A 26,671-nucleotide genomic window follows, 5' to 3' on the forward strand; every position below is an offset into this window, starting at 1 on the left:
CCGCGTGTACCGATGCCGAGATACCTGTACCCCCTCACCCGGATCGCGAAGGGCGATCCGACCTCTCCCCGCAAGCGGGGAGAGGTGAAGAACGCCGCGCGGCTGGAATGCATTCATCTCCATCACCCTCCCTGCCGCGGCGTGATGATCTCGATCTCGTCGCCGGCCTTGAGATGGGTCTCGGCCCAGCGGCTTTTCGGCACGACGTCGTAGTTCAGCGCGATCGCGAAATGCGTGCCCTCGTAGTCGAGCTCGGAGAGCAGCGCATCGACGCTCGCCGAATTCACCTCGCGCTGCTCGCCGTTGATGATCACGCGCATTGCATCACCTCATTGTCGATCTGGCCGCGCTGGACATAAGCGAGCGTCAGCTCGGCCAGCGCCGGCGCGATCAGGAAGCCGTGGCGGTAGAGGCCGTTGACGCTGATCCTGCCGCCGCGAATGCCGATGCGCGGGAGATTGTCCGGAAAGGCCGGGCGCAGGCCCGAGCCGAATTCGACGATGCGGGCCTCGCCGAACGCCGGATGCACCGCATAGGCCGCGCCGAGCAGCTCCAGCGCCGAGCGGACGCTGACGCCGGTGTCCTCGGCCTCGATCGAGGTCGCGCCCAGCATGAACAGATTGTCCTCGCGCGGGATCACGTAGAGCGGCCAGCGCGGATGGATCAGCCGCACCGGGCGTGCGAGTTGCACCTCGCTGGTCTCGATCAAAATCATCTCGCCCTTGACGCCGCGCAGCTCGGGCTGCTCGTCGCGCGCGCCGAGGCCCCGGCAGTCGATCACGATGCCGTCGAGGTCTGCGGCCGTGACGTCGCTGTCGAACTTGATGGTGCCGCCGGCAGCTTTGATGCGCTCATGCAGCTTCGGCAGCACGCGGCGCGGCTCGACATGGCCCTCGTTCGGGAAGAACAGCGCGTCGCGAAAACGGCCTTCCAGCGAGGGTTCGAGCTCGGCGAGGCCTGAGGCATCGAGCCGGCGGTGCTGCTCGGTCATGCGCGCAAAGCGTTCAAAATCGTTGCGCTCGCGCGGATGGGCGACGACGAGGGAGCCGTTGAAGGGGGTGTCGGGCAGTTCGCGCCGCCAGATGTCGAGCGAGTGCTGGCCGAGCCTGGAGATGATGGGCTCCGCCACCTCCGCCTCGCAATAGGGCGCGAGCATGCCGCCGGCCCAATGGCTGGTGGCATCGGTCATGGTGGCGTCACCGCGCTCGTGTAGGGTCACGGCGTGGCCGGCCTGCGCGAATAAGAGCGCCTGCCAGGCGCCTGCAATGCCTGCGCCGATGATGGATACCGGGGAATCCGGTCGCTTGGTCGTCTGCAACATCCCTGTCCCTTCGCCGGCATGACCCGGATCAGGTTCAAAGGGTCACCGCGGTCCTGGGCGGATTTGCCCATTTAGCGGTATCTCAGCTCCTCCTCGGAGCACCCCTCGGAACGGCTCTAATGTATGCCAGTGACGGCTGGTGTCAACGCGTTAGGTGGGAACTGCAGGCGTGCCCCGGACGCGACGCAGCGCGATCGAGGCGTGAGAGGCTATTGCGGCGCCTGTGCCCGGGCGTTGCGGACGCGCTGGGCGAGCTTCTTATGCGGCGTGGCGCTGAACATCGGCTGCGGATTGCCGTTCGGCTCCAGCCAGGTCTCGTTGCTGGCCTCCTGCACCATCGCCTGCTGATGCTGGTGCTGCTGCTTTGCGACGTAGTAATAGCCGCCTGCGAAATAACGCACAGCTCGCGTGTGGTCGCCATTGGCGGCGTGATAGGCGCCGGCAAGGTACTTCACCGCGTAGGTGAGGTTGGTGTTGGGATCGCGTAGGCCCGCGGCATCGCCGGTGTAGCCGAGCCCGCGGGCGGTCGCGAGCTTGATCTGCATCAGGCCGATGGTGCCGCCATGGCCGACCAGACCGGGCTGGTAGCGGCTCTCGCGCATGATCACGCGATGCACCAGCGCCTCCGGCACGCCGTTGGCGCGCGCATGCATGGCGACCATCTCGGCATATTCGGCCTGGCCCGCGAATACGGCCTGCGGCGCGATCAGTCCGGCCGCGAGCAGCGCGGCAGCGCGTAAAATTTTCATCGAAATGTTCCTCGGCAGAACTGACCTGCACCCGTGCGCGTTAGGCCGTGGGAACACGGCGATGATGTGGCGAAACGCCGCCATCAGCGAATTTGGCGGTCTCGTCGTTTTTGCGACTTAAACCTGGGTTAAGAGCAACACTGGCGGAGCGCGTTGCGCGACAGCAGGCCTGTCCATTCGCGCGCCTTCGCCCAAAAACTGCAAGTCAGAAACGGGAGGACGTCCATGACCCGAGCAGACATCGACGACATCCCCATGCAGAACCCATGTGCCCAATGCGGCACGCCGATCCCGTTCCCGGATTGGATCGAGCCGGGTGAAGGGCGCGTCTCCTATCTCTGGACCTGCCACGCCTGCAATTATCGCTTCGAGGCGATCGCGATCTTCGATCGGCCCGCGGCCGTCCACTATCCGCGGCTTGCCGCCTAATTTGATGGTTTAAGCCGCCAGCCGCGGCTGCTGCCACACCGGCAGCTGCATCCGCACGATCAGGCCGTGCGGCTCGCGGTCGTGCAGCGACAGCTCGCCGCCATGGGCGAGCGCGATCGCGCGCGCGATCGACAGTCCGAGGCCGAAGCCGGTGGAATCGTCCATGGTGCGCGCGTCGTCGCCGCGCACGAACGGCTCCAGCATCTCCTGCTTGCGCGCTTCCGAAATGCCGGGGCCGTCGTCCTCGACGTCGATGACGAGCTTGCTGCCGGAGACATCGAGACGGATCGTCACCTCGGCGCCGAAGCGCACCGCGTTCTCGACGAGATTGGTGACGCCGCGATGCAGATCGTCGGGACGCGCCGCGGCGGTCGCCGACAGCGGGCCCTCGTAATGGACGACATGGCCCATGTCGCCGAACTGGTCGGCGATGAGCTGCAATGTGCTGGCGATGTCGACCAGCGTTACCGCCTCGATCTTGCGATCGTTGCGCAACAGCGACAGCACGCTTTCCAGCATCGAGCGCATCTGGTCGAGATCGATCAGCATCCGCTTGCGGTTGCCCTCGTCCTCGATGAACTCGGCGCGCAGACGCAGCCGCGTGATCGGCGTGCGCAAATCGTGGCTGATCGCCGCCAGCATCCTGGTGCGATCCGACATCAGCCGCGCAATCCGCTCATGCATGCGGTTGAGCGCGCGCGCCACTGAGCGGATCTCCTCTGGACCGCGCTCGGGCAGCGGCTCTGCCCCACCGTCCAGGCTGAAATTCTCTGCGGCCTTGGCGAAGGAGGAGAGCGGCGCGGTCAGCGCGCGCGCCGCCCACAGGCCGAGCACGGTGACGCAGATGAAGGCGGTCATCAGCGTCATCAGCCAGGGCGCGCCCCAGAACCAGGGCCGCGGCCCGCCTTCGACATGGCCGGCGATGACCGTGCCGTCAGGCAATTCGACGCCGAAGCGATGCGCGCTGCCGTCGGTGGCCAGCTGTACCGCCTTGTAGCCGCGCCCGAGATGACGGCGTATCCCGCGCAGGTGCTGATTGTCGCTCTCCTCGACGCTTGCGGTGCCGGGCGCGAGCATCTCGATGCCGAGCTTGGGAAAGGCGCGGGCGAGATCGGCGATGAGGCGCGGCCGCTCGCCGGCGTCGGCCGAGCCGAGCAGCAGCGCGGCATCGGTCAATTGATGGGCGCCGTCCGGCGGCGTGTCCGGACGATCCGGCCGGCTGATCAGGAAGGCGGTGGTGACGACGAGATGGAGCGCGACGGTCGAAGCCAGCACCAGCGCGGCGATCTGCCCGCCGATACCCTTGAGGTGGAAGAACCCGAACGGCTTCATCGTCGGCGTGCCCCTAGCTGCTCAGGGGCGCCGCGACCGCTTCGTTGCTCGCTGCTTCAGCTCTCGGCACTTCAGTTCTGGGCGTGAACAGATAGCCGCCGGAACGCACGGTCTTGATGATGGTGGGATCGGCCGGATTGGGCTCGATCTTGCGACGGATCCGGCTGACCAGTACGTCGATGGAGCGCTCGAACGAGCCGGTGTTGCGCCCCTGCGTGAGGTCGAGCAGGCTGTCGCGCGAGAGCACGCGGCCGGGCCGTTCACAGAACGTCCGGAGCAGATCGAACTCGGCGCTGGTCACCGCCACGCGCGCGCCTTCGGGATTGCGCAGTTCGCGCAGCCGCAGATCGATGCGCCAGCCCTCGAAGGCGAGCGTGCTCGCGCCCTCGATCGAGCTCGCCGCTTGCGCGGCGGCCTGGCGGCGCAGCACCGCGTTGATGCGGGCGAGCAGCTCGCGCGGGTTGAACGGTTTCGGCAGATAGTCGTCCGCGCCCATCTCGAGGCCGACGATGCGGTCGACGTCCTCGCCGCGCGCGGTCAGCATGATGATCGGCGTCTGCGCCTCCGAGCGTACCTTGCGGCACAGGCTCAGGCCGTCCTCGCCGGGCAGCATGACGTCGAGAATGATGAGGTCCACGCGGTGATCGGCCATGGCGCGCGACATCTCGCGGCCATCGCTCACGGCGGTGACGTTGCAGGCGTTGTTGCGCAGGTACTTCGCAATCAACGTCCGGGTTTCGCGGTCGTCCTCGACGACCAGGATGTTGGGATTGGGAATGGCCATGCGCTTTGTTTGTCCAAGATTCGGGCCAAAAGGCGAAGATTTTTGTTTCAGATTGTTTCCGCTGTCTTGTCCGCAACATGGGGACACGCCCGAGTGGTGGAGCGGCAAGGTCTCGTTAAGGCCGTTAACCATACCGTGGCGCAGTAGCGTACGAAACCCCGCAAAAACCACGGTGCGATCATGACCTCGATTTTGGCGGCCTCCGCCGGTAATTACCAGTCGCCGCTACAGCGGCTGCAGCAGGAATTGCAGTCGGAAGTCTCCGCCGGCACGATCTCGTCGTCGGACCAGTCGGCGCTCTCGACCGCGCTGACCGACATCGACACGGCAATCCAGCAGAGCCGGTCGAGCGACCAGTCGAGCGGCACGCGTTCCTCCAAGGACGACATGAAGTCGAAGATCGACGACCTCATTTCCAACGAGGTGTCGAACGGGACGCTGACCTCGGACCAGGCCGACGAGCTCAAGGGCGTGTTTCAGTCCGCCTTTGCGAATGGTCCGGGCGGCGCGGGCGGTCCCGGTGGTGCAGGCGGACCTCCGCCCGGTCCGCCGCCGAACGACAGCTCTTCGGATTCTTCGACGTCGACGGATTCGACCAGCAGCTCGTCGACGGACTCCACCACGACGGAGATTCTTCAGCAGTTTCTCCAGGTGCTGCAGCAGTCGCAATCCTCGAGCTCGTCGTACGGCGCCAACGGCAGCTCATCGAGCAGTTCGGACTTCTCCGCACTTCTGATCGACTACAAGAGCTGAGTTTCAAGAGCTGGCCTGGCGACGCAGGTCGGCGCGTTCCCCGCCACGCTCGTGCATCACCCAGAGCGCACGGTCGTTGGCGGGGAACTGTGCATCCGGAACGTTTCCGCGCGCAGGAACCTTCGTCGCAATGCAGCGCCGTTGTTGCGCAGCGAAATTGCCGCGACACAGGAACTGTGGCTGTCCAGCGCGGTTCTCCCCGCACGAGTTTTCTGCTGAAGGAGAGGACAACAATGTTGATGAAATCGATCGCCGCCGGCCTTGCCGGCACGGCACTTCTTGCGACCGTTGCGTTCGCGCAAGGGCCGACCACCACGACCGACAAGGCCGCGCCTGCGGCCACCGCGACGACCACCACCACGACTGCGTCGGGTGAATGGCGTGCCTCGAAGATGTCGGGCCTGAAGGTCTATAATGACGCCAACGAGAACATCGGCTCGATCAACGATCTGCTGATGGACAAGAGCGGCGCCATCAAGATCGCCGTCATCGGCGTCGGCGGCTTCCTCGGCATGGGCGAACATCTCGTCGCCGTCCCTTATGAGAAGTTGAAATTCGTCAACGAGGCCGTCGCCTATACCGGCACCAGTGGCGCGGGCGGACCTGGCACCATGAGCAAGTCGACCACGACCACGGGCGCTGCGACCGGCACCGAGAAGACCGCAACGACCTCGTCGGGTTCGAAGTGGTATCCGGACCATGTCGTGTTCAATGCGAGCAAGGACGAGCTGAAGAACATGCCCGAGTTCAAGTACTCGGAGTAATGCGGATCGCGTGATGGCCTGAACAAAGCGCGCCCGGTTTTCACCGGGCGCGCGGTCGTGTCTCTTCTTTCACCTCGCCCCGCTTGCGGGGAGAGGTCGATCGCGATGCGATCGGGTGAGGGGGACTCTCCGCGGGGACGCTGCCAGCGTTTTGTCCGCCAACTCTCTCCACCCCCGCGGAGAGTCCCCCTCACCCCAACCCTCTCCCCGCAAGCGGGGAGAGGGGGAAGATTTTCACTTCACCAGCGGGCAGCCGCCCTTGTCGAGCGGACGGAACGCCTCGTCGCCGGGCACGGTGGCGATCAGCTTGTAAAGGTCCCACTCGCCCTTGGACTCCTCGGGCTTCTTGACCTCGAACAGATACATGTCGTGGACCATGCGGCCGTCGATGCGGATCTTGCCGTTCTTGGCGAAGAAGTCGTTGATCGGCGTCTTGCGCATCTGCTCCATCACCTTCGGCGCCTCGTCGGTCTTGATGGCCTCGATCGCCTTCAGATAGTGCATGGTCGCCGAATAGAGACCTGCCTGGATCATGGTCGGCATGTGCCCGACCTTGTCGTTGAAGCGCTTCGAGAAGGCGCGCGTCTCCTCGTTCATGTCCCAGTAGAAGGCGTCGGTGACGATCAGGCCCTGCGTCGCCTTGATCCCGAGCGAATGCGTGTCGGTGATCTCCTGCAGCAGCGCGATCATCTTCTGGCCACCTTGCGTCAGGCCGAACTCGGACGCCTGCTTCAGCGCGTTGGTGGTGTCGCCGCCGGCGTTCGCCAGCGCGACCACCTTGGCCTTGGAGGCCTGGGCTTGCAGCAGGAAGGAGGAGAAGTCCGACGAATTGAGCGGATGGCGGACCTCGCCGAGCACCTTGCCGCCGCTCTCCTTGACGACGTTGGCGGCGTCGCGCTGCAGCGCCATGCCGAAAGCGTAGTCGGCGGTGACGAAGAACCAGGTGTCCTCGCCGCGCTTCACCATTGCCTTGCCGGCGACGTTCGACAGCGCATAGGTGTCGTAAGTCCAGTGCACCGTGTTGGGTGAGCATTGCGGGCCGGTGATGTCGGACGAGCCGCCGCCGGAATTGATGTTGATCTTGTTCTTCTCGCGCGTCAGCGCCGAGATCGGCAACGCCACCGAGGAGGTCGGCACGTCGAGGATCGCGTCCACCTTGTCGTTGTCGTACCAGTTGCGGGCGATGTTGACGCCGACGTCGGGCTTGTTCTGGTGATCGGCGGAAACGATCTCGATCGGCACCCCCGCGACCTTGCCGCCGTAATCGGCGACGGCCATCTCGACAGCGGCGAGTGAGCCCTTGCCGGTGGCGTCGGCATAGAGGCTCGACATGTCCGTGAGCACGCCGAGTTTGACGACATTGTCGGAAATCTGCGCCTGCGCCGCGCCTGACGTGGCGGCGAGCGCAAGGCCGGCAACCGCGGCGATGAGTTTTTGCATGGTTGTTCCCTCAGCGTTGTTGTTTGGGTTTTGTTGTGGGGGCTGTTCTAGCGACAAACGGTCGCAGCCGTAAAGGCGAAGGGGCGCAAGGAGGGTTGAGAATAAGTAGGGTCCCGGTCATTCCGGGGCGCGCCCTCTTGGGCGCGAACTACGATGCGCAATTGCGCATCTGAGAATCCATTCATCCACCGTCGCTGTGGCCCGATGGATTCCGGGCTCGCGCTGCGTGCGCCCCGGAATGACGGTGGGGCCGTTCAACCGTTGCCGCCCTTGAGCCGTTCGTTGCGCCGGCGCAGGCCTTCCAGGGTGGCGAGGAGGATGACCGAGACTGTGGTCAGGATCACCGCCGCGGCCGTGATGGTCGGGCTGATGTTCTCGCGGATGCCGCTGAACATCTCGCGCGGCAGGGTGCGCTGCTCGGGGCCGGCCATGAACAGCACAATCACCACTTCATCAAAACTGGTCGCGAAGGCGAACAGTGCGCCCGACGCGAGCCCCGGCAGGATCAGCGGCAGGATCACGCGGCGGAATGTCTCGATCGGTGAAGCGCCGAGCGAGGCGGCGGCGCGCGCGAGGTTGGTGTCGAAACTTTGCAGCGTCGCGCCGACCGTGATCACCACAAAGGGCGTCGCCAGCGCAGTGTGGGCCAAGATCAGGCCGAGATAGCTGCCGGTCAGGCCGATCGGCGCGAAGAAGAAGTACAGGCCGACCGCGGTGATGACGCCGGGCACGACGACCGGTGACAGCACGAAGGCCAGCACCAGCGGCTTGAATTGGCTCTTCCACTGCGCCAGCCCCAGCGCGGCAAGCGTGCCGAGCACCATCGACAGCAGCGTCGAGGCGATGCCGATGATCATGCTGTTCTTCAGCGAATTCATCCAGCGCGGCGAATTGATGAAGTCGTCGTACCAGCGCAAGGAGAGGCCCGGCAGCGGATAGGTGAGGTACGAGCCCGAGCTGAACGACAGCGGCATGATCGCCAGGATCGGCGCAATCAGGAAGATGAACACCAGCGTGGAGACGACGATGGTCGCGGTCCACGCAATGCGCTGGCTGGGCGTGCGGAGGGACGGATTGTCGCTCAATTCTTCATCCCTCCCGTGACCTGCTGGCCCTGCACCAGCTTGCCGTAGACGGGGGCGAGCAGAAGAGTGGCGAGCAGCAGCACCGCACCCAGCGCCGAGGCAAGGCCCCAGTTCGCGGTCTCGGTGGTGTAGAGCGCGATGAAGTAGCTGATCATCTGGTCGGCGGCGCCGCCGACGAGCGCCGGCGTGATGTAGTAGCCGAGCGCCAGGATGAAGACGAGCAGGCTTCCCGCGCCGATGCCGGGCAGGGTCTGCGGCAGATAGATCCTTAAGAAAGCGGTGAGGGGCGGCGCACCGAGCGAGGCGGCAGCACGCATGTAAGCCGGCGAGATCGCCTTCATGCTGCTGTAGAGCGGCAGGATCATGAACGGCAGCAGCACGTGGGTCATCGCCACGCAGACACCGAAGCGGTTGTAGATCAGGCGCAGCGGCTCGTCGATAATGCCGAGCCAGTGCAGGCTGTCGTTGACGACGCCCTTGCTCTGCAGCAGCACGATCCAGGCGCAGGTGCGGACCAGCAGCGACGTCCAGAACGGCAGCAGCACGAAGATCATCAAGAGGTTCGACTGACCCGGCGGCAGTGACGCCAGCAGGTAGGCGACCGGGAAGCCGAGGATCAGGCAGAGTGCGGTGACACCGAGGCTGATGAGGAAGGTGCGGGCGAAGATGTCGCGGTAGATGGCCTGATCCGCCGACGCCGCGACGATCGCGCCGTCCGCGTTGCGCGTCAGGTCGAGTGCTGCCAGAAGGTAGAAACCGGTCACCGGGCCGCTGGCGTCCTTGATGGTCGTCCATGTCGAGCGGTCGCGCCATGCCGGATTGATCTTGCTCAGCGTCTCCTTGGCCGTGCCGGGCTCCGGCACCGCCTTCAGATTGCGTGCGGTGCTGGTCAGGATCGTGCGAAAGCCGTTCAGGGCATAATTGAGCCGCTTGGCCGCGATGGCGATGGTGCCGGCGGCGCGCGCTGCCTGGATGTCGCTTGCCAGTGCTGCGTAGGCCTTCTCGTCCGGCAAATCCTTGCCGTCCCAGTCGGCGAGAGCTGCGACGGTTTGCGGCAGAACCTGACGCACCTCGCTGTCATCGACCGCGCGCCAGAGCATGCCGGCGATGGGGCCGGCGAAGGTGAAGAGCAGAAACAGCAGCAGCGGCACAACCAGCGCCAGCGCCCTGAGCTGGCGCGCGCGCTCCGCCTGCTTCAGGCGGCGCTTGAGCGGCACCTGGGTCTCCGCATCCGTGCCGGTCAGGGACGCTGCCGTCATGGGGCGAGCCTTGCGGGGCGCGCTACTTCGCGGCCCATTTGTTGAAGCGCTCGGTCAGGCGGTCGATGTTCTCGAGCCAGAAGGCGACGTTGATCTCGACCGCGTTCTTGATGTTGTCGGGCGCTGTCGGCAGGTCCTTCAGAACGGCGGGTTGGAGCTTGCCGGCTGCATCCTTGTTCGAGGTGCCGTAGGCGATGTTCTCCGACAGTTTTGACTGGTTCTCCGCCTTGCCTGCGAAGTCGAGGAACTTGTAGGCGGCGTCCTTGTTCGGGCTGCCCTTCAGGATGACCCAGCTGTCGAGGGTGAAGAGCGCGCCGTCCCACACCATGCCAAAGTTCTTCTTGTCGTTTTTGTTCGCGGTGTCGATGCGGCCATTGTAGACCGAGGTCATCGCGACTTCGCCGGACGCGAGCAGTTGCGGCGGCTGGGCGCCGGCCTTCCACCAGACGATGTCGCCCTTGATGGTGTCGAGCTTCCTAAACGCGCGCTCGACGCCCTCGTCGGTCGCGAGCACCTTGTAGACGTCCTTCGGCGCGACGCCGTCGGCCATCAGTGCAATCTCCAGCGTGGTCTTCGGGCCCTGGCGCAGGGCGCGCTTGCCCGGAATCTTCTTGGTGTCGAAGAAGTCGGCCCAGCCGTTGGGCGCCTCCTTCAGCTTGTCCTTGTCGTAGCCGAGCACGAAATCGTAGAGGATGGCGCCGACGCCGCAGGAATTGACCGACGGCTGAATGTAGGCGGCCTCGCCCCCGATCTTGGAATAGTCCAGCTTCTCGAACAGGCCTTCCTCGCAACCGACCGCGAGCTCGTCGCTTTCGACCTGGACCACGTCCCAGGTGGCAGCGCCACCCTGGACCTTGGCGCGCAGCACGCCGACGCCGCCGTCCCAGGACTCGTCGTTCATGGCAACGCCAGATGCCTTCTTGAACGGCTCGAAATAGACCTTCTTCTGCGCGTCCTGATACGCGCCGCCCCACGACACAACGGTGAGGTCACGCGCCTGCGCGACCGTCGCCAGCGCAGCGCTGGCACTGAACGCTGCGGCGAAACCCAGAGCAATCTTGCCAATCTTGCGCTTCAGCATGGTCCTTGGTCCTTCTTCATGTGCGTTGCGTTGAGTTCGATTGATGCAGGTTCGCTTGGAATCAGACGGGATCGAGGGCGAGGCAGTCCTCGGGGCGGAAGGTGATGAAGATGTTTTCGCCGTGCGCCAGGCTGTCATGCACGCCCGGCTGAAGCTTGACCATGAACTCGGCGTTGCCGGCGACATCGAGCACGGCCAGCGCGTGGTCGCCGAGATAGATGGTGTTTTGTACCTTGGCCGGCAGCCGGTTCGGTCCGTCGCTGGAGCCATCCGCGACAATGGCGATCCGCTCCGGCCGTACCGACAGGGAGGTCGATGCGCCCGCGCCTGAGACGTTGACCGCGCGTGCGGTCACGGCACCGCCACCCGCCAGCGCGACGCGGCAATAGTCCTTCTCGACGGTCTCGACGGTGCCGGCGAGCACATTGTTCTCGCCGATGAAGTGGGCGACAAAACTGTTCACCGGACGCTCATACAGCGCGTCGGGCCGGTCGATCTGCTGCACGATGCCGTCGTTGAACACGGCGATGCGGTCCGACATGGTGAGCGCTTCGCTCTGGTCATGGGTGACGTAGACGACGGTGATGCCCATCGTCTCGTGCAGTTGCTTGATCTCGAGTTGCATCTGCTCGCGCAGGCGCTTGTCCAGGGCGCCGAGCGGCTCGTCCATCAGCACGAGCTGCGGATTGAACACCAGCGCGCGGGCCAGCGCCACGCGCTGCTGCTGACCGCCGGACAGCTGCCCGGGCCGCCGCTGCGCCATTGTTTCCATCTTGATCATGCGCAACGCCGCGTTGACGCGGTCCTGCGCTTCGGCCCTGCCGGTTTTGCGAACGGAGAGCGGGAAGGCGATATTCTCCGCGATCGTCAGGTGCGGAAACAGGGCATAGTTCTGGAACACCATGCCGATGTCGCGCTTATGGGGCGGCACGTTCTTGATCGGCCGGTCCGCGAGGTAGATCTCGCCCTGTGTCGGAACCTCGAAGCCGGCCAGCATCATCAGCGTGGTCGTCTTGCCCGAGCCCGACGGGCCGAGCAGGGTGAGGAACTCGCCCTTCCTGATGTCGAGATCGAGGTTCTTCACCACGAGGTGCTCGCCATCATAGGTCTTCTGGATGCCGGAAAACCTTACCAGTGCCGGCGCAGGCGTGACCATGCCGGCTTCCATCTCGTCCTCGCGCATCAGCTACGTTGCTGCCAGCACCTCGTTCGAGGTTGCGTGAAACAGCTTAGCATCCTGCGACGAGAATGCCAGCGGCGCAAGCGACGAGAGCGCGCGGGGGCAGCGTGCGAAGGCGCGCTACATCCCCGACAGCTTGGTCACGGACACGTTGAGCGAGCCGCCGGCTTCCGCGACGACGCGCAGCGTCTTGGAATCGAAGGCGATGTCGGCGAGCGTCAGGCTGTCGATCCTGGCGTCGACCTTGAGGCCGTCCTCGCTTTTCTGGTAGTCGGCGATCGCGGCTGCGATCTTCTCGCGGGCGTTGGCGGCGATCGGCTTGAGGTCGAGTGTCGCTTTTTGCACCAGCGCCTGCTGCATTTGCGGCACCACCGCGCGGGCCGCGGCGCCGAGCAGGCCGAAGGCTGCCTCGGACTCGACCGCGAGCTGGATGTCGGCGAGCCGCAGCGTCTGCTGTGCCTGGTCGAGCATCGGCCGGCCCCAGATGTGCACGGTCGCCTCGGCGCCGAGTCCGAGCCAGCTCTTCTTTTCCTTCGCCCGCACCAGCAGCGAGATCAGTAGCCGCTCGCCCGACGGGACCACGTTGACGCTCTTCACGGTGACGTCGACCGGGCCGGAGCCGTCCTCGGGATAGGTGTGGCCGACCATCTGCGCGGCGATCAGCTTGTTGATCTCGGTGAAGGGCACGTCGATGGGAACGCCGATGTTCACACCGGTGCCGGTCGGCGGCACGATCGAGATTTTTTCGGGGAACGGGCAGTCGGGCTTCGACGGTGTCGAGGTCACGCGCGTCTCGAGCTCGAGGCCGAGCAGCAGCGTCACGTTCTGCGCATCGACGCGCGGCTGCGCCGCGATGGCGCGGGTCGGCTTCATCTCGAGCCAGAGCGGCGGCAGCGAGCCCGCGCCCTGCAGCGGGATCGAGCGGCAGGCTTTTGCCCATTGCAGCTTGGCATTCTCCCGCAGCGACGGATCGTTGCGGATGCGCTCGGAGACGACGTTGATCTGCTCGCCGACGTTCTTGTCGATCAGCGGCTTCACCTGGGCCGGCACGTTGACCTTGGCGCCAGCGACCGCGAGGTTGGTGTCGCCGAGATTGACCTGGGCGCCGAGATTGGGCTCGAGATGCCAGTTGGCCGCGAGCTTCGGCCGCGAGGTGACGATGACGTTGCCCTTGATCTCGGCGCTGGCGTTCAGATTCTTGATGTTGACCGCGCCGATGCGCTTCGCGGCGTCACCGCCGAGCACGCTGCCGAGCGCATCGCCGAGCGCGCCGGTGGCTTTCGACGACAGCGAGCCCGTCACGTTCAGCTTGCCGCTGAGCGGCGTCGAGATCGTCAGCACGTCCTTGTCGCCGGCAGCCGCCATCGGCCCGCGCGAGGCGGTCCAGCCGATGTCGGCGTTCTCCAGGATCTGCGAGATCGGGTTGTCGGCCTTGCCGGCGAAATTGCGCGGCGCGGCCTTCTCGGCCTGCTCGCGGATCGCCGAGATCGCGATGGCGACCGGCGCCACCACGATCGAGCTCTTCGCGACCGGCGGCAGCGGCGGCAATTGCGCGACCGGCGGGGCGGAGTTCGTCGTGCGCGGCGAGAGCCAGTCCATCGCCTTCAGGCTGACGACAAACGACACCGCGAGCACCGCCACGGCGATCAGGACAGTCTTTACGTTCAACGCTAGTCGCATCAATCCCCCAAGCCGCCCCGGCAGGGGTTTTACAGGGCGGGCGAGGAGGGCGCTAGAGCGCACCCGTGGGGTGAAATTGGGGCGAATGTGTTAACGGGGGCGACCGCGCCATTGCCGCGCATGCGGGCCTAGCGGCTAGCCGCGCCGGGGACGACGGACCGCTCTCACATTGCCGCGAGGACCGCCGCCGCAGTAGAAGCGGTCGCCGCCATCGGACTCCAGGCCCGAGACCATGGTCCCCGTGGGCAGATCGAGCTGCTCCAGCACCTTGCCCGTATCAGGATCGACCCGCCTGATATCGCTGTCCTCGCCCTCCCAGGTGCCGTGCCAGAGCTCGCCGTCAACCCAGGTCACGCCGGTGACGAAGCGCTTGCTTTCGATGGTGCGGAGCACCGCGCCGGTCTCCGGATCGATCTGGTGGATCTTGCGCTCGCGATATTGCCCGACCCAGAGCGAACCTTCGGCCCAGGCAAGCCCGGAATCGCCACCGCCGCCGGGCGCGGGGATGGTGCTGAGTATCTTGCCCGTGGCCGCGTCGATCTTCTGGATGCGGTCCTCGGCGATCTGGAACAGGTGCCGGCCGTCGAACGCCGTCCCCGCATGCGCGGCAACGTCGATGGAGCGCGCAATCTTGCCGCTATCCGGATCGACCGCATTCAGCTTGTCGCCGGATGCGAACCAGACATGGGTGCCGTCATAGGTGACACCATGGACGGCTTCGACGCCCGCATACGGTCCGTACTCCCTGACGATCTCGGCGGCTGAACGTTTCATGTGCTCGGTTCCTGTGATGTCGCCCATCCTACGTCTTCAAGAGAGGTCCGGGGAGTAACAAGCCTGTCGGGAAACCCGGGACGGGCGGCGTCATCCAGCGCCGCGCGCGGCCGTGTCCGAAGGATTGCACCTTGTTCGCTCGCGCCAGCTCGTCGAGCGCCCGTTGCACCGTGCGCGGGCTGGTGCCGAGCGCCAGCGCGAGCGCCGAGCTCGACCACGGTTCGCCGTCGGTGAGAAAGGCGAGCACGGCGGCGTGCTTCTCCTCGACGGGCCGCGCCAGCACGAGAACGTCGCGCGTCTTGCGCGGCGCCAGCACAAATCCCTGCTTCGTCGCGCTGACATCGGCCAGCGGCTTGAGCTGGGTGCGGAGCCGTCCGATCTCGACGCGCAACCGCGCGCGATGGGACTCGTCGACATGCCTGGCCTGGAACGCGCCTGATATCAGCACCTCGCGTGAGACATCCGCGGGCCACGCCTGCGCCAGCAGACGGGCGAGCGCAAACAGCACCGGCCGCGTTCCCAGCGACACGGCAATGGCTTGCCTGCGCACGACATGATGGAAGGTGTCCACGACGAGCGCCTTCGACGTCGCCAGTCGTTCGACCTCGCCGAGCAATAGCGGATGCTCGCTGCCGCGCGCGATCAGGCGTGCTGCCGGCGTATTGAGGATCAGGTTCGCGCTGTCGACCTCGGCCATGAGCGCGGGGATTTTGGCCTGCCGCGCCGCGTGAACCGCGCGGTCGAGCGCCGCGCGCGCATCCTGCGTCCTGAGCCGCCGGATCGCGATTCCGGCGACCACGAGCTCGCGAACGACCAGCGATGCAGGCGGGAGCGGCGAGGGGCTGAGCGCGGCCAGCGTCTGTTCGGCGTCGTCGATGCGCCCGACGAGGAGCAGACGGCGCGCCTCGATGTGGCCGGCATGGGCGGCATTGGCGAGATCGCCGTGGCCTGCGAGCGTCGCGCGCGCGGCGGCGAGCGTCTTCACCGGCCAGCTCAGATCGCGCGAGACCAGCGCGATCTCGGCCTCGGCCACCACGCATCTTGCGCGCGCCACGGCCTCGCGCGGACCGAAGGCGCGTGCGGCGCTGCGCAGCAACGTCTTCGCTTTCGCGAGATCGCCGAGCTGCGCCATCGCGATGCCGCGCAGCGCCAGCGACGGCGCATCGTTGCGCAGCGCAACGCGGTTCAGCGCGCCGAGCGGATCGCCGGCCTCCAACGCGCGCGCGGCGGCCGTGATCAGCGACTCCATGAATATCCCGCCACACTTGTTACTCCCACCGCGCAACCGCTTGGTGCCAGAAATCGTTGACGGCCGACACGATGCGGCAAGGGGCGAGCGGTTCCGCGCGACGCGGAGCGATCGCCCAAACAGGTCAAGGAAGAGGTTTGGAGAGCCATCATGACATCAGTTGAAAAAGCAGGAACCAACGCCGCCATGCAGACACCGCCGGTGGTGTCGCCGCAGGACTGGGAGGCAGCCCGTCAGCAACTCCTCGTGAAGGAAAAGGCGCATACCCGTGCCCGCGACGCCCTCGCCGCCGAGCGCCGGCGCATGCCGTGGATGGAGGTCACCAAAACCTATGCGTTCGAGGGGCCCGGCGGCAAGGTCAGTCTGATTGATCTGTTTCAGGGACGGAAGCAGCTGATCGTCTACCGCGCCTTCTTCGAGCCGGGCGTGTTCGGCTGGCCCGACCATGCCTGCCGCGGCTGCTCGATGGTGGCCGACCAGGTCGCCCATGTCTCGCATCTGAACGCCCGCGACACCACGCTGGTGTTCGCCTCGCGCGCCCCGCAAGCCGACATTATCAGGCTGAAGAAGCGGATGGGCTGGACCATGCCCTGGGTTACCGTCACCGACAGCTTTGACAAGGACTTCGGCGTCGACGAATGGCACGGCACCAACGTGTTCTACCGCGATGGGACGCGCATTTTCCGCACCTATTTCGTCAAGAGCCGCGGTGACGAGCAGATGGGCGGCACCTGGAACTATCTCGACATCACCCCGCTCGGGCGGCAGGAGGTTTGGGAAGACTCGCCGAAGGGCTATCCGCAGACGCCGACCTACAAATGGTGGAACTGGCACGACAGCTACGCCGAGGGCGCCGCGCCCGACAAGAAATGGGTCGAGATTTCCGATGCCGGCGAGAAGGCGTTTCGCCAGGAGGCTGCGGAAGGACGTGACTAGTCCCGTCAGCGCAACGGCGGGCGCCGGCCGCGATGGCGTGCTGGCCGCGCGCCACCTCGCCAGATGGCTGGCCCTGGCGGCCACGCCGACCTTCGCGATCATGGCCGTGCTGACGGCCATGATCGGCGGCGGCCCGGCAGACATGCTGTGCGCCGCCGGGCACGGCTCCGTGCTCGGCGGGATGGTGCCGATGTATCTCCTGATGAGCGCGTTTCATTCGGCGGCGTGGCTGCGGCTGATTTCGGAGCGGCGGCGCGGGGGCGGGTAAGTGAATGGCGGCCGATGCGGCCCCGGCATCACCGGGGCCGTGTCGCGCCGCCTTCGTCGAAAAACAAGGTCATCAGGACCTCATCGTAATATCGGCCGCCCCATTTCAGCGCCTTCACGCCGCGGCCGTATTCGACGAAACCCGCCGCAGTGTAGAGGCGCAAGGCGGCCTCGTTCTCGCTGACGACGACGAGCTGGAGCTGCTCGACCCGCTTTGCGGCGTGCGCTGCGACTGCGTCGACGAGCAGCCTTCCCGTGCCGGATTTGCGCGCGTGCGGCCGCACATACATGCCCCAGAGAACCGCCTTGTGCGCGGTTTTCGCACCGTCCTCCCGGCGGAAGCCGGCGGTCCCCACCAGCTCGCCCGCGATGAACGCGCCGAACACGTCCGATGCCGTGAGGCGCTCCTCGAACCAGGCAAGGGACTTTTCCTGCTCGCGTTCGAGCGTGCTGGTGAAAGCTTCGGGATGGGTGGCGAGTGCTTCCAGTCTGATTGCTCGGTAGAGAGCTGCGTCGGCGGGGGTGAGCAACCTGATCATGGCGATGCCAGGTGCGTCAGCGGCAGCGGCGCGCCCGTCTTGAGCGTCTGGAGTGCGATGCTGCTGCGGACCTCCCGCACGATGGACAGATTGAGCAGCTTGTCGACGAGGAAACGCTGGTAATCCTCCAGCTCGGGAACGACGATCTCGAGGAGGTAGTCGGCTTCTCCGGAAATAAGGTGACAGGCAACGACCTCGGGCATGGCCACGACCGTCCTCTCGAAGCTCAGAGCCTGATCGTTGGCATGGCCGTTGATCTTGACGCCGAGGAAGGCCGAGAAGCCGAGCCCGAGGCGGCCCCGCCGCAGGGAGGCGCGGTAGCCGTCGATATAGCCGTCCCGCTCGAGCCGCCGCACCCGCCGCAGGCAGGGCGACGGCGACAATCCGACCTTGTCGGCCAGTTCGATATTGCTCAGTCGTGCATTGTTCTGGAGTTCGGTGACGATGCGCCGGTCGATCGCATCCAGCTCGCATTTTGGCATGAACCGCATCCTGTTGGATCGAGAAGGGCACAATGTTGCGCCCGAGCCCTCGAGACTAGCCCAGTTCGCAAGGACATGCCTCGGCTTTCCGTGGGAGGGATTGCGCCGAACTTGCTGCTGATGGAGTGAGCCATGATCCAGAGCCCGACTGTTGCGCCTCTGCTGGAGGCCGTCGAACGCTACTTCACGCTGATGTACGACAACGATGTTTCGCAGTTCGATCGGGTGTTCGCGCCGACCGCGCAGCTCCACGGGTTTCGCGACGCCGAGCTGCGGATTCTGCCGGTTCGTGACTACAGGGCGATGCTGGCGTCGGCTCCGTCGCCGCAATCGAAGAATGCTCCGCGCCTTCAGGAGATATTGCTGATCGATCTGACGTCGCGGCGCAGGCCCTGGTGAAGGTTCGCGTTCGGATCGATGTGCTCCAGTACGTCGACTATCTGGCGTACCATTGCATCAGCGGCACTTGGCTGATCACGGCGAAATCGTTTTACGTCGAACGACGGTATGAGCCAGCGGTCACGTAGTGCTACCGCAAACCTACTGCCCGCCCGCCGCCTGCAAATGGACAATCACCTTCGCCGCGTCCTCCGCTGAGATGCCGCCATAGGGCTGCATCTTGTTGCCGGAGACGACCTCGTCCGGCTTGACCATGAAACGGGTGAGCTTGTCCTGGTCCCAGACGAAGCCGGCGTCTTTCATCGAGGGGGAATAGTTGTAGTTCGGCAGCGAGCCGGCCTTGCGGCCGACGATCCTGTTGAGGTTGGGGCCGAGGCGATTGTCGCCTTCCTTCACGGAGTGGCAGGTGCGGCAGGAATTGTTGAAGGCCTGCTGGGCTGCGTCGTTGTTCGCCGGTTGTTGCGCGAGCGAGGTGGGGACTGCAAGCAGCGTCAATGCTCCGGCGCAGGCGACGCAGCGCAGCCAATTACCTCGCGACGTTTGCAGGCGTGATTGCATCTGCGCCTCCATCGGGGATCGCGCCGCAACACGCGCGCGTCGGGATGTCGAGGGCAAACGAAAACGGCCCCGGTGGGTTCCGGGGCCGTTTGCGTCACAATGTCCTGTGGCTTAGCGCGTTGCGCTGCCGAGATCGGCGCGCCGCTCGGTCATCGGCAGCACGATCACCTTGGTGCCGACGTTGACGCGGGAATAGAGGTCGGTGACGTCGTCGTTGGTCAGGCGGATGCAGCCGGACGAGACGTGCTTGCCGATCGTGTCGGGCGCGTTGGTACCGTGGATGCGGTAGATGGTGCCGCCCAGATACATGGCGCGGGCGCCGAGCGGGTTGCCGGGGCCGCCGGCCATGTGGCGCGGCAGATAGGGCTGGCGGGCGATCATCTCCGGCGGCGGGGTCCAATCCGGCCACTCGGCCTTCTTGGTCACCGACTGTGTGCCGGACCAGGTGAAGCCGTCGCGGCCGACGCCGATGCCGTAGCGCATCGCCTGGCCGTTACCGAGCACGAGATAGAGATAAGTGTTCGGCGTATCGATGATGATGGTGCCCGGCGCCTCGCGCGTCGCGTAGGAAACCGTCTGGCGGCGGAAGCGTGCCGGCATTTCGACGCTGTCCTGGTCCTCGGACGGCGCGGCCTGAGACGGCGCTGCCTGGTAGGGCTGATAGGGTTGGATCGGCTGCGGCGCGGCCATCGGCGGCAGCGGCTGGAAGAAGGGGAAGAGCTGCACCGGCGCGGCCTTGGCCGGGCCTGCGAACGCGATTGCGGAGATCGCGGCTGCGCCAAAAGCAACGGCGCGCGAGTACGTCTTGAACGTGTCCAGATTGAACATTGGTCGCCCCTGTTTGCGCGGTGTTTCTTGGTCACCCCGGCACCGTTTCGGTGCTCCGTTGCTTAATTCACTAACGGAGAGAAGTTTCGGGACGTTTGCGCGGAAAACCGAAAACGGTTTCATCGCGGCAAGGATTGTTTCATGACAGTTTCGTGGCCGCAGGGGTCCGTTAACGAACAAAACAGTGGGCCGACACTTCTGTGACGTCACACGCCTGAAATATCCTTCGTTGATGGTCCTAACCCGAGAATCATCAACTCTCGGGATTCCCCATGCGGGTATTAATCGCGACTGACGCCTGGCATCCGCAGGTTAACGGTGTGGTGCGGACGCTGACCTCGCTGGCGAACGCGGCCAAGGCCCTCGACGTCGAGATCGACTTCCTGACGCCGGAAGGATTTCGGTCCTGGCCGCTGCCGACCTATCCGGGCCTGCGCATTGCGCTGCCGAACGCCAAGGAGATCGCGCGGCGGATCGAGAAGACGGCGCCGGAAGCGCTGCACATCGCCACCGAAGGTCCGATCGGCTGGGCCGCACGGGCCTATTGCCGCCGCAACGGCCTTGCCTTCACCACCTCCTATACAACGCGTTTTCCGGAATATGTCTCGGTGCGGACCGGCATCCCTGATGCCGTCGGCTACGCGGTGCTGCGCCACTTCCACGACGCCGCCGCGATGACCATGGTGGCGACGCCGTCGCTGCGACAGGAGCTGTCCGAGCGCGGCTTCAAGCGGCTCGGCTTCTGGACGCGCGGCGTCAACACCGAGCTGTTCCATCCCGACAGCCCTGCCAAGCTCGATCTGCCCGGCCCGATCTTCATGACCATGGGCCGCGTGGCCGTGGAGAAGAATCTCGAAGCGTTCCTCTCGCTCGACCTGCCCGGCACCAAGGTCGTGGTCGGCGACGGCCCGCAGAAGGCGGCGCTCGAAAAGAAATATCCGGACGCGGTCTTCCTCGGCGAGAAGAAGGGCGCGGACCTCACCGCGCATCTCGCCGCCGCAGACGTGTTCGTGTTTCCGAGCCTGACCGACACGTTCGGCGTGGTGCAGCTCGAGGCGCTGGCCTGCGGGACGCCGGTTGCGGCGTTTCCGGTGACGGGCCCGAAGGACGTCATCGCCGATCATCCGATCGGCGCGATCGACCATGATCTGCGTACCGCGTGCCTGCGTGCACTCACCATGTCGCGCGAGACCTGCCGCAACTTCGCGCTGGAGCGTTCCTGGGAAAACAGCGCGCGCCAGTTCGTCGGAAACCTGACCTCACTTCAGCCCAGCCGCATCCTGCGTGCCTCGCCGGTCATGGCGCGGCGGCCGGTGCGCGGTTGATCCGCAACGTTCGAACCACAGCGAGAACCTCATCGATGGCTAAGATCATGAACCTTGACGGCACCCAGCAGCTCGACCTTACCCGTGGCACGGTCGAGCAGGCGTATGATCGCTGGGCGCCCGTTTACGATCTCGTGTTCGGCGGTGTGTTCGCCAAGGGCCGCGCGGCCGCGATCGCAGCCACCAACAAGATCGGCGGTCGCGTGCTCGAGGTCGGCGTCGGCACCGGCATCTCGCTGCCGCTCTACGCGCCGCATCTGCGCATCTTCGGCACCGACATTTCGGAAGCGATGCTCGACAAGGCGCGCCAGCGCGTCACCGAGGGCAATCTCAAGAACGTCGAGGGCCTCGCGGTGATGGATGCCGAGAAGCTCGAATTCCCCGACAACTCCTTCGACGTTGTGATGGCGCAGTATGTCGTCACCGCCGTGCCGAACCCGGAGAAGGCGCTCGACGAATTCGCCCGCGTGCTGCGCCCCGGCGGCGAGCTGATCATCCTCACCCGCGTCAGCGCCGATACCGGCATGCGCCGCTTCATCGAGCAGAGGCTCCAGCCGGTGGTGCGTCCGCTCGGCTTCCGCACCGCCGAGTTCGCCTGGTCGCGCTATACGAAGTGGCTGGCCGGCGCGCACGGCATCGAGCTCGCCGAGCGCCGCCTGATTCCGCCGCTCGGCCATTTCTCTCTGGTGCGCTTCCGCAAGGTCGACGTCGCCAAGGCGGCGTGAGCAAGGCTGCGTCGAGCGGCGGTTCGATCCGCCGCTCGCGCGTTCGCGTGCGTCATCGCGCCGCTGCACGTCGTCACATGACAAAATGATGATGTCACACGGCCTACATCGAATCCCTGTAAATCCTGAACCCGAAAGCATTTTGGGGGAGAGCATGATCAAGAATTATCTCGAGCAGCTGCGGATCCAGCGCTGGGACGACCATCGCTACTATCACCACAGCCGCATCAATCAGAGCCTGCACTTCGTCAGCGCGCTGAGCTTTCTCTTCGCCTATGTCTGGCTGTTCGTCGATCCCATGATCTCCGCACTGGTCGGCTGGCTGGTCTCGATGACCTCGCGCCAGGCCGGTCACTTCTTCTTCGAGCCGCACGATTACGACCACATCAATCAGGCGACGCACGAGCACAAGGAAGAGATCAAGGTCGGCTACAACCTTCAGCGCAAGGTCGTGCTGATGGCGATCTGGGCGCTGTCGCCGCTGGTGCTGTTCGTCGATCCGACGCTGTTCGGCCTGTTCACCCCCTGGGCCAGCGCGACCGACTTCATGCGGCAGACGGCCAAGATCTGGCTGGTGATCGGCGGCGGCGGTCTTCTGTTCCGCACCGTGCATCTGTTCTTCATCCGCGACGTCGAGACCGGCCTCGTCTGGATGACCAAGATCCTGACCGACCCCTTCCACGACCTGATGCTCTATCGCAGCGCTCCGCTTGCTTTGATGCGCGGCGAGCTGATGGACCCCGGCCTGCACCTCAACCCCGAGCACACGCTGGGTCTCATCTCCGAGCCCACGCTCGAAGAGCAGCACGCCTGAGCGGGCTGCGCACACCACACACTCCGATGTCTGATGGTTACGTCATGCCCGGCCTCGCGCCGGGCATCCACGTCTTGGGGTCTTCTTCGCCTCTCCCCGCGCGCGGCAGGGCAATCGCATATGGAAGAAAATTCGGAGAACCCGACGGAAAACGAGGCAGATGTTCGCGATCCGATTCCGCTTCGTTCGCCTTCCGATTCCGTCGCGAGCGGTTCTCCAAGGTCATATGCGATTGCCCTGCCGCGCGCGGGGAGAGGCCGACGCGCGTTGCGCGGCGGGTGAGGGGGGCTCTCCGCGGGGACGTTGCTAGCGGGGTGTTCGCCAACTCTCACCGCACGCGCGGAGAGTCCCCCTCACCCCAACCCTCTCCCCGCAAGCGGGGAGAGGGGGAGGATAGGCCGGCGTTCGGGGTGTTTACTGAGCAGAGAGAGCGCGGAAAAGCCTCAGCGCCCAAGACGCTTGGCCAGCATCTCTTTCAAGATCTGCCGCTTGATGTTCTTGTTGGTGAGCACGCCGTCGTGCCACCAGAAGCCGTCGGCCTTCATCTTCTCGGCGGCGCGGACGAAGCGGTCGGCGACTTCGCTGAAGTCGGCGTCGGTGTAGTTCAGGCTGAAGATCAGCCGGCCGGTGCCGACCCAGCTCAGGGACAGTCCTTCGGCGCGCAGGTAATATTGCAGCATCCAGTTGTAGCGGGACGGGGTGGTGTATTTCACCGTCCAGATCGACGAGAAGTTGGCGAACTGCACCGGCAGCCTGGCGTCGGTCATCATCTGGTTGAGCTTCTGGACGCGGCCGTTCCAGGTCGCTTCCAAGCCGTCATAGATGGCGCGGAAGTTCGGGCTGGCGAGCCGGCTCAGGAACTCGTCCATCGCCGTCATGACGTAGGGATGCGAGTTGAAGGTACCGCGGGCAAAGCAGACGTCGGCGGGGCGGTCGTCGCGGAAGCGGCGCATCAGCTCGCGCTTGCCGCAGACCACGCCGACCGGGAGACCGCCAGCGAGGCTCTTGCCATAGGTCACCATGTCGGCCTTGACGCCGAAATATTCCTGGGCGCCGCCGGCGGCGAGACGGAAGCCGACGAACACCTCGTCGAAGATCAGCACGATGCCGCGCTCGGTGCAGACTTCGCGCAGCTTCTTGAGCCATTCGGTGTAGGCGGCGCGATCGAAATTGCCGCCGCGGGAGGAATCGACCAGCGAGGAATCGCCGGGCGCGTTGACGTTCGGATGCAGGCCCTGCAGCGGATTGACCAGCACGCAGGCGATGTCCTTGCGCGTCCGCAGGACGTGCAGCGTCTTCTCGGACATCTCAGAGAGCGTGTAGGTCTCGTGCGCGGCGATCGGGTTGCCGACGCCGGGCTGCACGTCGCCCCACCAGCCGTGATAGGCGCCGGCGAAGCGAACCAGATGCGTGCGCTTGGTGTGGTAGCGAGCAAGGCGCACCGCCTGCATCACGGCTTCGGTGCCGGACATGTGGAACGAGACTTCGTCGAGGCCCGAGATCTGGCAGAGCCGCTGCACGTTCTCGAGGATGACGGGGTGGTAGGGGCCGAGCACGGGACCGAGCGCATGCGCGCGCTTCTCCGAGCCCTCGATGCATTCCTTGTAGAAGTCGTTGCCGAAGATGTTGACGCCGTAGGAGCCCGTGAGGTCGTAGGAGGTGTTGCCGTCGACGTCAGTGACGGTGACACCTCTCGAGGACTCCATGAAGGTCGAGGTGCCCAGATGCTCGCGGACGAGGCGCGCGAACTGGAACGGCACGCGGTAGCTTTCGGTGAAGTTGAGATCGGAGATCGTCTCGGCCGCTTCCTTCGTCATCGCGCGGCCCTTGGGGTAGCGATCGGCGTAGAGAGCTGCGAGACGGAAGAACGCGTCCTTGCGCTGCTTCACCACGTTGTCGGGCGCGCCGTCGCAGCCGAAATACTTGTCGCCCTCGAACTCGTAGAACGGGAGCAGCTTTGCCACCCGGCGCGACATCTTGGAGTGCCCGGCGAGCGACCGGTGCTTGGCGCGGGACAGTTCGACCCGCGCCTTGATCTTCGGGAGGACGGCGGCAGCAGACGCTGCGGCGGCCACGGACATCGAGAGAATCGGGAGTGTCGTTTCCATGACAACAAGCGCTAACCCTGCGAGCTGACAGATTCATGACAGTCAAAGCCCTCATCGCCTCTTTCACCCAGCAGGAAGACCTCAACTTCCTGTTGACCAACCGCATCCCCCGCGCGGCCCTGACCCGCTTCATGGGCTGGTTCTCCAAGATCGAGAACCCGCTGGTGCGGGACTTCTCGATCGCGCTGTGGAAGCTGTTTTCCGACCTCGATTTGTCGGAGGCACGCAAGACCCATTTCAAGAGCCTGCACGATTGTTTCACCCGGGAGCTCAAGCCGGGCCTGCGCCCCTTTGATCGGGACCCTTCCATTGTCGCCAGCCCGTCCGACGGCATTGTCGGTGCCCATGGGAGGATCGCCGACACCGAGCTGTTCCAGGTCAAGGGCGCGCCCTATTCGCTGCTCGACCTGCTCGGCGATTCCGCGCTGATCGATCAGCATCGCAACGGAAGCTTCGTCACGCTGCGGCTGACCTCGAGCATGTACCATCGTTTCCACGCGCCCTTTGACGCGCATATCGAGCGCGTGACGCTGATCCATGGCGACGTCTGGAACGTCAATCCGATCGCGCTGAAGCGGGTCGAGCGTCTCTTCTGCAAGAACGAGCGCGCGGTGATCCGGACGCATCTCGCGACCGGTGAGGCCGTGACGCTGGTGCCGGTTGCAGCCATCCTCGTTGCCAGCATCCGGTTGCACTTCCTCGACATGGTCCTGAACGCGCAGACCAGGGGCCCGGTCAATTTCCCTTGTGATGTCAACGTGACCAAGGGCGAGGAGCTCGGCTGGTTCGAGCACGGCTCGACTATCATCATTCTGGCGCCCGGCGATTTTACCTTCTGCGACGGCATCGCCGAGGGCACGCGCATTCGCGCGGGTCAAGCGCTGTTGAAGCGAAACTAGCCTTCAATCCGCCGTTCCCGCCGCCTATATGGTCGGCGGGGACGATTCTACGACGGATCTGATGATGGCGCGGGCACCGGTCATGGCGGCGGGTGGGATTGTGCTGCGGCGCGGAGCTGTGCCGCTGATTGCGATCGTGCGCCAGCGCAAGCGCAACGAATGGGTTTTGCCCAAGGGCAAGCTCGACGACGGCGAGACGCCGAGGGAAGCCGCACATCGCGAGGTGCTGGAAGAGACCGGCCACGACGTCGCCATGCACGAATTTCTGGGCACGCTGATCTATCAGTCCGGTGGGCGCTCTAAGGTCGTGCACTTCTGGCGGATGGAGGCCGAAGGCGGTCCGGTTCGCAAGCTGATGAACGACATCAAGGCGGTCGACTGGCTGACGCTGGACGATGCGCTTGCGCGCCTGTCGCGCGAATACGAGCGCGCGTTTCTCACGCAGGTCGGCCCGATCGCGCTGGCCGCGGCGGGGCTGGCACCTGCGATCGTTGCCGCGCCGGCACCCGTTGTGGAGCCGAGCTCGCCATTGGCGGCCGACGATATTGATGCGGCCCTGCAGACGCTGACGCCGGCCGAGGCGGCTTCGGTCGAAGAGTTGCAGCATGGTCTGTTGCAGAAGGTGAAGGCCTGGCTGCGCGGCGAGGCGTGAGGGCGCGTTGCGCAGATTGCTGCTTACGAGTGAAACTGCATCCGCAAGTTAGTTGGCTCGCGTGACGCCAACTCCTTCCAAGCCGTCATTGCGAGCGCAGCGAAGCAATCCAGAATCTTTCCGCGGCGAGACTCTGGATTGCTCACATGGGGATTTGGTGTGTCAAGGTTTATGGTCAGCTCTTTGTTCGATTGCAGGCCAGCTCTTCGTCCCGACCGTGGAAGCGTGGAGATGGCGCGCGCAGCTCTAGTCAAGGTCG

Annotated in this window: 29 protein-coding genes and 1 riboswitch; of the genes, 11 read left to right on the forward strand and 18 right to left on the reverse strand. The window is 65.2% G+C overall.

What is annotated here, in order from left to right:
- Positions 1–122: 122 nt before the first annotated feature.
- The 3 genes from thiS to RAD16_RS36835 form a co-directional block, all read right to left on the reverse strand.
- The gene (gene thiS / locus RAD16_RS36825; RefSeq protein WP_458162771.1) at positions 123–320 is read right to left on the reverse strand and encodes a sulfur carrier protein ThiS; all 198 of its coding nucleotides are present in this window, start codon (positions 318–320) and stop codon (positions 123–125) included.
- A complete protein-coding gene (locus tag RAD16_RS36830) occupies positions 311–1,321 on the reverse strand; it encodes an FAD-dependent oxidoreductase (RefSeq protein ID WP_458162772.1) in 1,011 nt (336 codons plus the stop codon). The genes thiS and RAD16_RS36830 overlap by 10 nt, the downstream gene beginning before the upstream one ends.
- A riboswitch (TPP riboswitch) is annotated at positions 1,309–1,437 on the reverse strand. It overlaps the preceding gene by 13 nt.
- A gap of 93 nt (positions 1,438–1,530) precedes the next feature.
- Entirely contained in the window at positions 1,531–2,070 is a 540-nt protein-coding gene (locus RAD16_RS36835) for a transglycosylase SLT domain-containing protein (RefSeq protein ID WP_458162773.1), read from the reverse strand.
- Between the two features lie 225 nt (positions 2,071–2,295).
- Here RAD16_RS36835 and RAD16_RS36840 point away from each other — a divergent pair, with 225 nt between their 5' ends.
- Positions 2,296–2,499: a hypothetical protein gene (locus RAD16_RS36840; protein ID WP_458162774.1), complete on the forward strand. Its 204-nt coding sequence runs from the start codon at positions 2,296–2,298 to the stop codon at positions 2,497–2,499.
- A gap of 9 nt (positions 2,500–2,508) precedes the next feature.
- Here the strand turns inward: RAD16_RS36840 and RAD16_RS36845 are convergent, their stop codons facing one another.
- Positions 2,509–3,831 carry an ATP-binding protein gene (locus RAD16_RS36845; protein WP_458162775.1) on the reverse strand — a complete coding sequence of 441 codons (1,323 nt, stop codon included), beginning with the start codon at positions 3,829–3,831 and terminating at the stop codon, positions 2,509–2,511.
- A 13-nt stretch (positions 3,832–3,844) separates the two neighbouring features.
- A complete protein-coding gene (locus RAD16_RS36850) occupies positions 3,845–4,615 on the reverse strand; it encodes a response regulator (RefSeq protein ID WP_326903828.1) in 771 nt (256 codons plus the stop codon).
- A gap of 180 nt (positions 4,616–4,795) precedes the next feature.
- Here RAD16_RS36850 and RAD16_RS36855 point away from each other — a divergent pair, with 180 nt between their 5' ends.
- Positions 4,796–5,368, forward strand: coding sequence for a hypothetical protein (locus RAD16_RS36855; RefSeq protein WP_458162776.1), 573 nt, complete (start codon positions 4,796–4,798; stop codon positions 5,366–5,368).
- A 233-nt stretch (positions 5,369–5,601) separates the two neighbouring features.
- On the forward strand, positions 5,602–6,132 hold the full coding sequence (locus tag RAD16_RS36860) for a PRC-barrel domain-containing protein (RefSeq protein ID WP_458162777.1): 531 nt from the start codon (positions 5,602–5,604) through the stop codon (positions 6,130–6,132).
- A gap of 234 nt (positions 6,133–6,366) precedes the next feature.
- On the opposite strand, the gene RAD16_RS36865 is transcribed toward RAD16_RS36860, so the two are convergent.
- The 8 genes from RAD16_RS36865 to RAD16_RS36900 all read right to left on the reverse strand — a co-directional run bounded on the left by RAD16_RS36865 (position 6,367) and on the right by RAD16_RS36900 (position 15,880).
- Positions 6,367–7,572, reverse strand: coding sequence for an ABC transporter substrate-binding protein (locus tag RAD16_RS36865; protein ID WP_458162778.1), 1,206 nt, complete (start codon positions 7,570–7,572; stop codon positions 6,367–6,369).
- A gap of 254 nt (positions 7,573–7,826) precedes the next feature.
- The gene (locus RAD16_RS36870; protein WP_458162779.1) at positions 7,827–8,657 is read right to left on the reverse strand and encodes an ABC transporter permease; all 831 of its coding nucleotides are present in this window, start codon (positions 8,655–8,657) and stop codon (positions 7,827–7,829) included.
- Complete coding sequence (locus RAD16_RS36875) at positions 8,654–9,916, reverse strand: ABC transporter permease (protein WP_458162780.1); 1,263 nt, start codon at positions 9,914–9,916, stop codon at positions 8,654–8,656. Before RAD16_RS36875 ends, RAD16_RS36870 begins: the two co-directional genes overlap by 4 nt.
- A gap of 22 nt (positions 9,917–9,938) precedes the next feature.
- The gene (locus RAD16_RS36880) at positions 9,939–10,997 is read right to left on the reverse strand and encodes an ABC transporter substrate-binding protein (RefSeq protein WP_458162781.1); all 1,059 of its coding nucleotides are present in this window, start codon (positions 10,995–10,997) and stop codon (positions 9,939–9,941) included.
- 61 nt (positions 10,998–11,058) lie between these two features.
- The gene (locus tag RAD16_RS36885; RefSeq protein WP_458162798.1) at positions 11,059–12,165 is read right to left on the reverse strand and encodes an ABC transporter ATP-binding protein; all 1,107 of its coding nucleotides are present in this window, start codon (positions 12,163–12,165) and stop codon (positions 11,059–11,061) included.
- A gap of 132 nt (positions 12,166–12,297) precedes the next feature.
- Positions 12,298–13,857: a DUF4403 family protein gene (locus tag RAD16_RS36890; protein WP_458162782.1), complete on the reverse strand. Its 1,560-nt coding sequence runs from the start codon at positions 13,855–13,857 to the stop codon at positions 12,298–12,300.
- Positions 13,858–13,992: 135 nt separating this feature from the next.
- Positions 13,993–14,631: a Vgb family protein gene (locus RAD16_RS36895; protein ID WP_458162783.1), complete on the reverse strand. Its 639-nt coding sequence runs from the start codon at positions 14,629–14,631 to the stop codon at positions 13,993–13,995.
- 28 nt (positions 14,632–14,659) lie between these two features.
- Positions 14,660–15,880 carry a helix-turn-helix domain-containing protein gene (locus RAD16_RS36900; protein ID WP_458162784.1) on the reverse strand — a complete coding sequence of 407 codons (1,221 nt, stop codon included), beginning with the start codon at positions 15,878–15,880 and terminating at the stop codon, positions 14,660–14,662.
- Between the two features lie 150 nt (positions 15,881–16,030).
- Here RAD16_RS36900 and RAD16_RS36905 point away from each other — a divergent pair, with 150 nt between their 5' ends.
- Together RAD16_RS36905 and RAD16_RS36910 are read left to right on the forward strand one after the other, a co-directional pair.
- Entirely contained in the window at positions 16,031–16,816 is a 786-nt protein-coding gene (locus RAD16_RS36905) for a DUF899 domain-containing protein (protein ID WP_458162785.1), read from the forward strand.
- A complete protein-coding gene (locus RAD16_RS36910; protein ID WP_458162786.1) occupies positions 16,809–17,084 on the forward strand; it encodes a hypothetical protein in 276 nt (91 codons plus the stop codon). Before RAD16_RS36905 ends, RAD16_RS36910 begins: the two co-directional genes overlap by 8 nt.
- 28 nt (positions 17,085–17,112) lie before the next feature.
- Here the strand turns inward: RAD16_RS36910 and RAD16_RS36915 are convergent, their stop codons facing one another.
- Positions 17,113–17,622: an N-acetyltransferase family protein gene (locus tag RAD16_RS36915; RefSeq protein WP_458162787.1), complete on the reverse strand. Its 510-nt coding sequence runs from the start codon at positions 17,620–17,622 to the stop codon at positions 17,113–17,115.
- Positions 17,619–18,104, reverse strand: coding sequence for an Lrp/AsnC family transcriptional regulator (locus RAD16_RS36920; RefSeq protein WP_458162788.1), 486 nt, complete (start codon positions 18,102–18,104; stop codon positions 17,619–17,621). Before RAD16_RS36920 ends, RAD16_RS36915 begins: the two co-directional genes overlap by 4 nt.
- 132 nt (positions 18,105–18,236) lie before the next feature.
- Here RAD16_RS36920 and RAD16_RS36925 point away from each other — a divergent pair, with 132 nt between their 5' ends.
- Positions 18,237–18,503, forward strand: coding sequence for a nuclear transport factor 2 family protein (locus RAD16_RS36925; RefSeq protein WP_458162789.1), 267 nt, complete (start codon positions 18,237–18,239; stop codon positions 18,501–18,503).
- 141 nt (positions 18,504–18,644) lie between these two features.
- Here RAD16_RS36925 and RAD16_RS36930 read toward each other — a convergent pair whose 3' ends face one another.
- Positions 18,645–19,061 (reverse strand): c-type cytochrome, encoded by a 417-nt coding sequence (locus RAD16_RS36930; RefSeq protein ID WP_458162790.1) that lies wholly within the window; start codon positions 19,059–19,061, stop codon positions 18,645–18,647.
- A gap of 111 nt (positions 19,062–19,172) precedes the next feature.
- A complete protein-coding gene (locus RAD16_RS36935; protein ID WP_458162791.1) occupies positions 19,173–19,889 on the reverse strand; it encodes a L,D-transpeptidase in 717 nt (238 codons plus the stop codon).
- 272 nt (positions 19,890–20,161) lie between these two features.
- Here RAD16_RS36935 and RAD16_RS36940 point away from each other — a divergent pair, with 272 nt between their 5' ends.
- The 3 genes from RAD16_RS36940 (at position 20,162) to RAD16_RS36950 (ending at position 22,753) form a co-directional block, all read left to right on the forward strand.
- Positions 20,162–21,214, forward strand: a complete 1,053-nt coding sequence (locus tag RAD16_RS36940; RefSeq protein ID WP_458162792.1) for a glycosyltransferase family 4 protein — start codon at positions 20,162–20,164, stop codon at positions 21,212–21,214.
- Positions 21,215–21,249: 35 nt separating this feature from the next.
- Positions 21,250–21,939, forward strand: a complete 690-nt coding sequence (locus RAD16_RS36945; protein WP_458162793.1) for a class I SAM-dependent methyltransferase — start codon at positions 21,250–21,252, stop codon at positions 21,937–21,939.
- 154 nt (positions 21,940–22,093) lie between these two features.
- The gene (locus tag RAD16_RS36950; protein WP_458162794.1) at positions 22,094–22,753 is read left to right on the forward strand and encodes a hypothetical protein; all 660 of its coding nucleotides are present in this window, start codon (positions 22,094–22,096) and stop codon (positions 22,751–22,753) included.
- Positions 22,754–23,196: 443 nt separating this feature from the next.
- Here the strand turns inward: RAD16_RS36950 and RAD16_RS36955 are convergent, their stop codons facing one another.
- Entirely contained in the window at positions 23,197–24,861 is a 1,665-nt protein-coding gene (locus tag RAD16_RS36955) for an aminotransferase class III-fold pyridoxal phosphate-dependent enzyme (protein ID WP_458162795.1), read from the reverse strand.
- A gap of 35 nt (positions 24,862–24,896) precedes the next feature.
- Between RAD16_RS36955 and asd the strand changes: the two genes are divergently transcribed.
- Positions 24,897–25,760, forward strand: a complete 864-nt coding sequence (gene asd / locus RAD16_RS36960) for an archaetidylserine decarboxylase (RefSeq protein ID WP_458162796.1) — start codon at positions 24,897–24,899, stop codon at positions 25,758–25,760.
- Positions 25,761–25,824: 64 nt separating this feature from the next.
- A complete protein-coding gene (locus RAD16_RS36965; RefSeq protein WP_458162799.1) occupies positions 25,825–26,412 on the forward strand; it encodes an NUDIX hydrolase in 588 nt (195 codons plus the stop codon).
- Positions 26,413–26,671 lie beyond the last annotated feature (259 nt).

This window comes from Bradyrhizobium sp. 18BD (genome assembly GCF_054185225.1).

Coding starts and splice junctions, on each gene's coding strand:
- thiS (WP_458162771.1), bottom strand. CDS start 320: ATGCGCGTGATCATCAACGGCGAGCAGCGCGAGGTGAATTCGGCGAGC.
- RAD16_RS36830 (WP_458162772.1), bottom strand. CDS start 1,321: ATGTTGCAGACGACCAAGCGACCGGATTCCCCGGTATCCATCATCGGC.
- RAD16_RS36835 (WP_458162773.1), bottom strand. CDS start 2,070: ATGAAAATTTTACGCGCTGCCGCGCTGCTCGCGGCCGGACTGATCGCG.
- RAD16_RS36840 (WP_458162774.1), top strand. CDS start 2,296: ATGACCCGAGCAGACATCGACGACATCCCCATGCAGAACCCATGTGCC.
- RAD16_RS36845 (WP_458162775.1), bottom strand. CDS start 3,831: ATGAAGCCGTTCGGGTTCTTCCACCTCAAGGGTATCGGCGGGCAGATC.
- RAD16_RS36850 (WP_326903828.1), bottom strand. CDS start 4,615: ATGGCCATTCCCAATCCCAACATCCTGGTCGTCGAGGACGACCGCGAA.
- RAD16_RS36855 (WP_458162776.1), top strand. CDS start 4,796: ATGACCTCGATTTTGGCGGCCTCCGCCGGTAATTACCAGTCGCCGCTA.
- RAD16_RS36860 (WP_458162777.1), top strand. CDS start 5,602: ATGTTGATGAAATCGATCGCCGCCGGCCTTGCCGGCACGGCACTTCTT.
- RAD16_RS36865 (WP_458162778.1), bottom strand. CDS start 7,572: ATGCAAAAACTCATCGCCGCGGTTGCCGGCCTTGCGCTCGCCGCCACG.
- RAD16_RS36875 (WP_458162780.1), bottom strand. CDS start 9,916: ATGACGGCAGCGTCCCTGACCGGCACGGATGCGGAGACCCAGGTGCCG.
- RAD16_RS36880 (WP_458162781.1), bottom strand. CDS start 10,997: ATGCTGAAGCGCAAGATTGGCAAGATTGCTCTGGGTTTCGCCGCAGCG.
- RAD16_RS36885 (WP_458162798.1), bottom strand. CDS start 12,165: ATGGAAGCCGGCATGGTCACGCCTGCGCCGGCACTGGTAAGGTTTTCC.
- RAD16_RS36890 (WP_458162782.1), bottom strand. CDS start 13,857: ATGCGACTAGCGTTGAACGTAAAGACTGTCCTGATCGCCGTGGCGGTG.
- RAD16_RS36895 (WP_458162783.1), bottom strand. CDS start 14,631: ATGAAACGTTCAGCCGCCGAGATCGTCAGGGAGTACGGACCGTATGCG.
- RAD16_RS36900 (WP_458162784.1), bottom strand. CDS start 15,880: ATGGAGTCGCTGATCACGGCCGCCGCGCGCGCGTTGGAGGCCGGCGAT.
- RAD16_RS36905 (WP_458162785.1), top strand. CDS start 16,031: ATGACATCAGTTGAAAAAGCAGGAACCAACGCCGCCATGCAGACACCG.
- RAD16_RS36915 (WP_458162787.1), bottom strand. CDS start 17,622: ATGATCAGGTTGCTCACCCCCGCCGACGCAGCTCTCTACCGAGCAATC.
- RAD16_RS36920 (WP_458162788.1), bottom strand. CDS start 18,104: ATGCCAAAATGCGAGCTGGATGCGATCGACCGGCGCATCGTCACCGAA.
- RAD16_RS36925 (WP_458162789.1), top strand. CDS start 18,237: ATGATCCAGAGCCCGACTGTTGCGCCTCTGCTGGAGGCCGTCGAACGC.
- RAD16_RS36930 (WP_458162790.1), bottom strand. CDS start 19,061: ATGCAATCACGCCTGCAAACGTCGCGAGGTAATTGGCTGCGCTGCGTC.
- RAD16_RS36935 (WP_458162791.1), bottom strand. CDS start 19,889: ATGTTCAATCTGGACACGTTCAAGACGTACTCGCGCGCCGTTGCTTTT.
- RAD16_RS36940 (WP_458162792.1), top strand. CDS start 20,162: ATGCGGGTATTAATCGCGACTGACGCCTGGCATCCGCAGGTTAACGGT.
- RAD16_RS36945 (WP_458162793.1), top strand. CDS start 21,250: ATGGCTAAGATCATGAACCTTGACGGCACCCAGCAGCTCGACCTTACC.
- RAD16_RS36950 (WP_458162794.1), top strand. CDS start 22,094: ATGATCAAGAATTATCTCGAGCAGCTGCGGATCCAGCGCTGGGACGAC.
- RAD16_RS36955 (WP_458162795.1), bottom strand. CDS start 24,861: ATGGAAACGACACTCCCGATTCTCTCGATGTCCGTGGCCGCCGCAGCG.
- asd (WP_458162796.1), top strand. CDS start 24,897: ATGACAGTCAAAGCCCTCATCGCCTCTTTCACCCAGCAGGAAGACCTC.
- RAD16_RS36965 (WP_458162799.1), top strand. CDS start 25,825: ATGGCGCGGGCACCGGTCATGGCGGCGGGTGGGATTGTGCTGCGGCGC.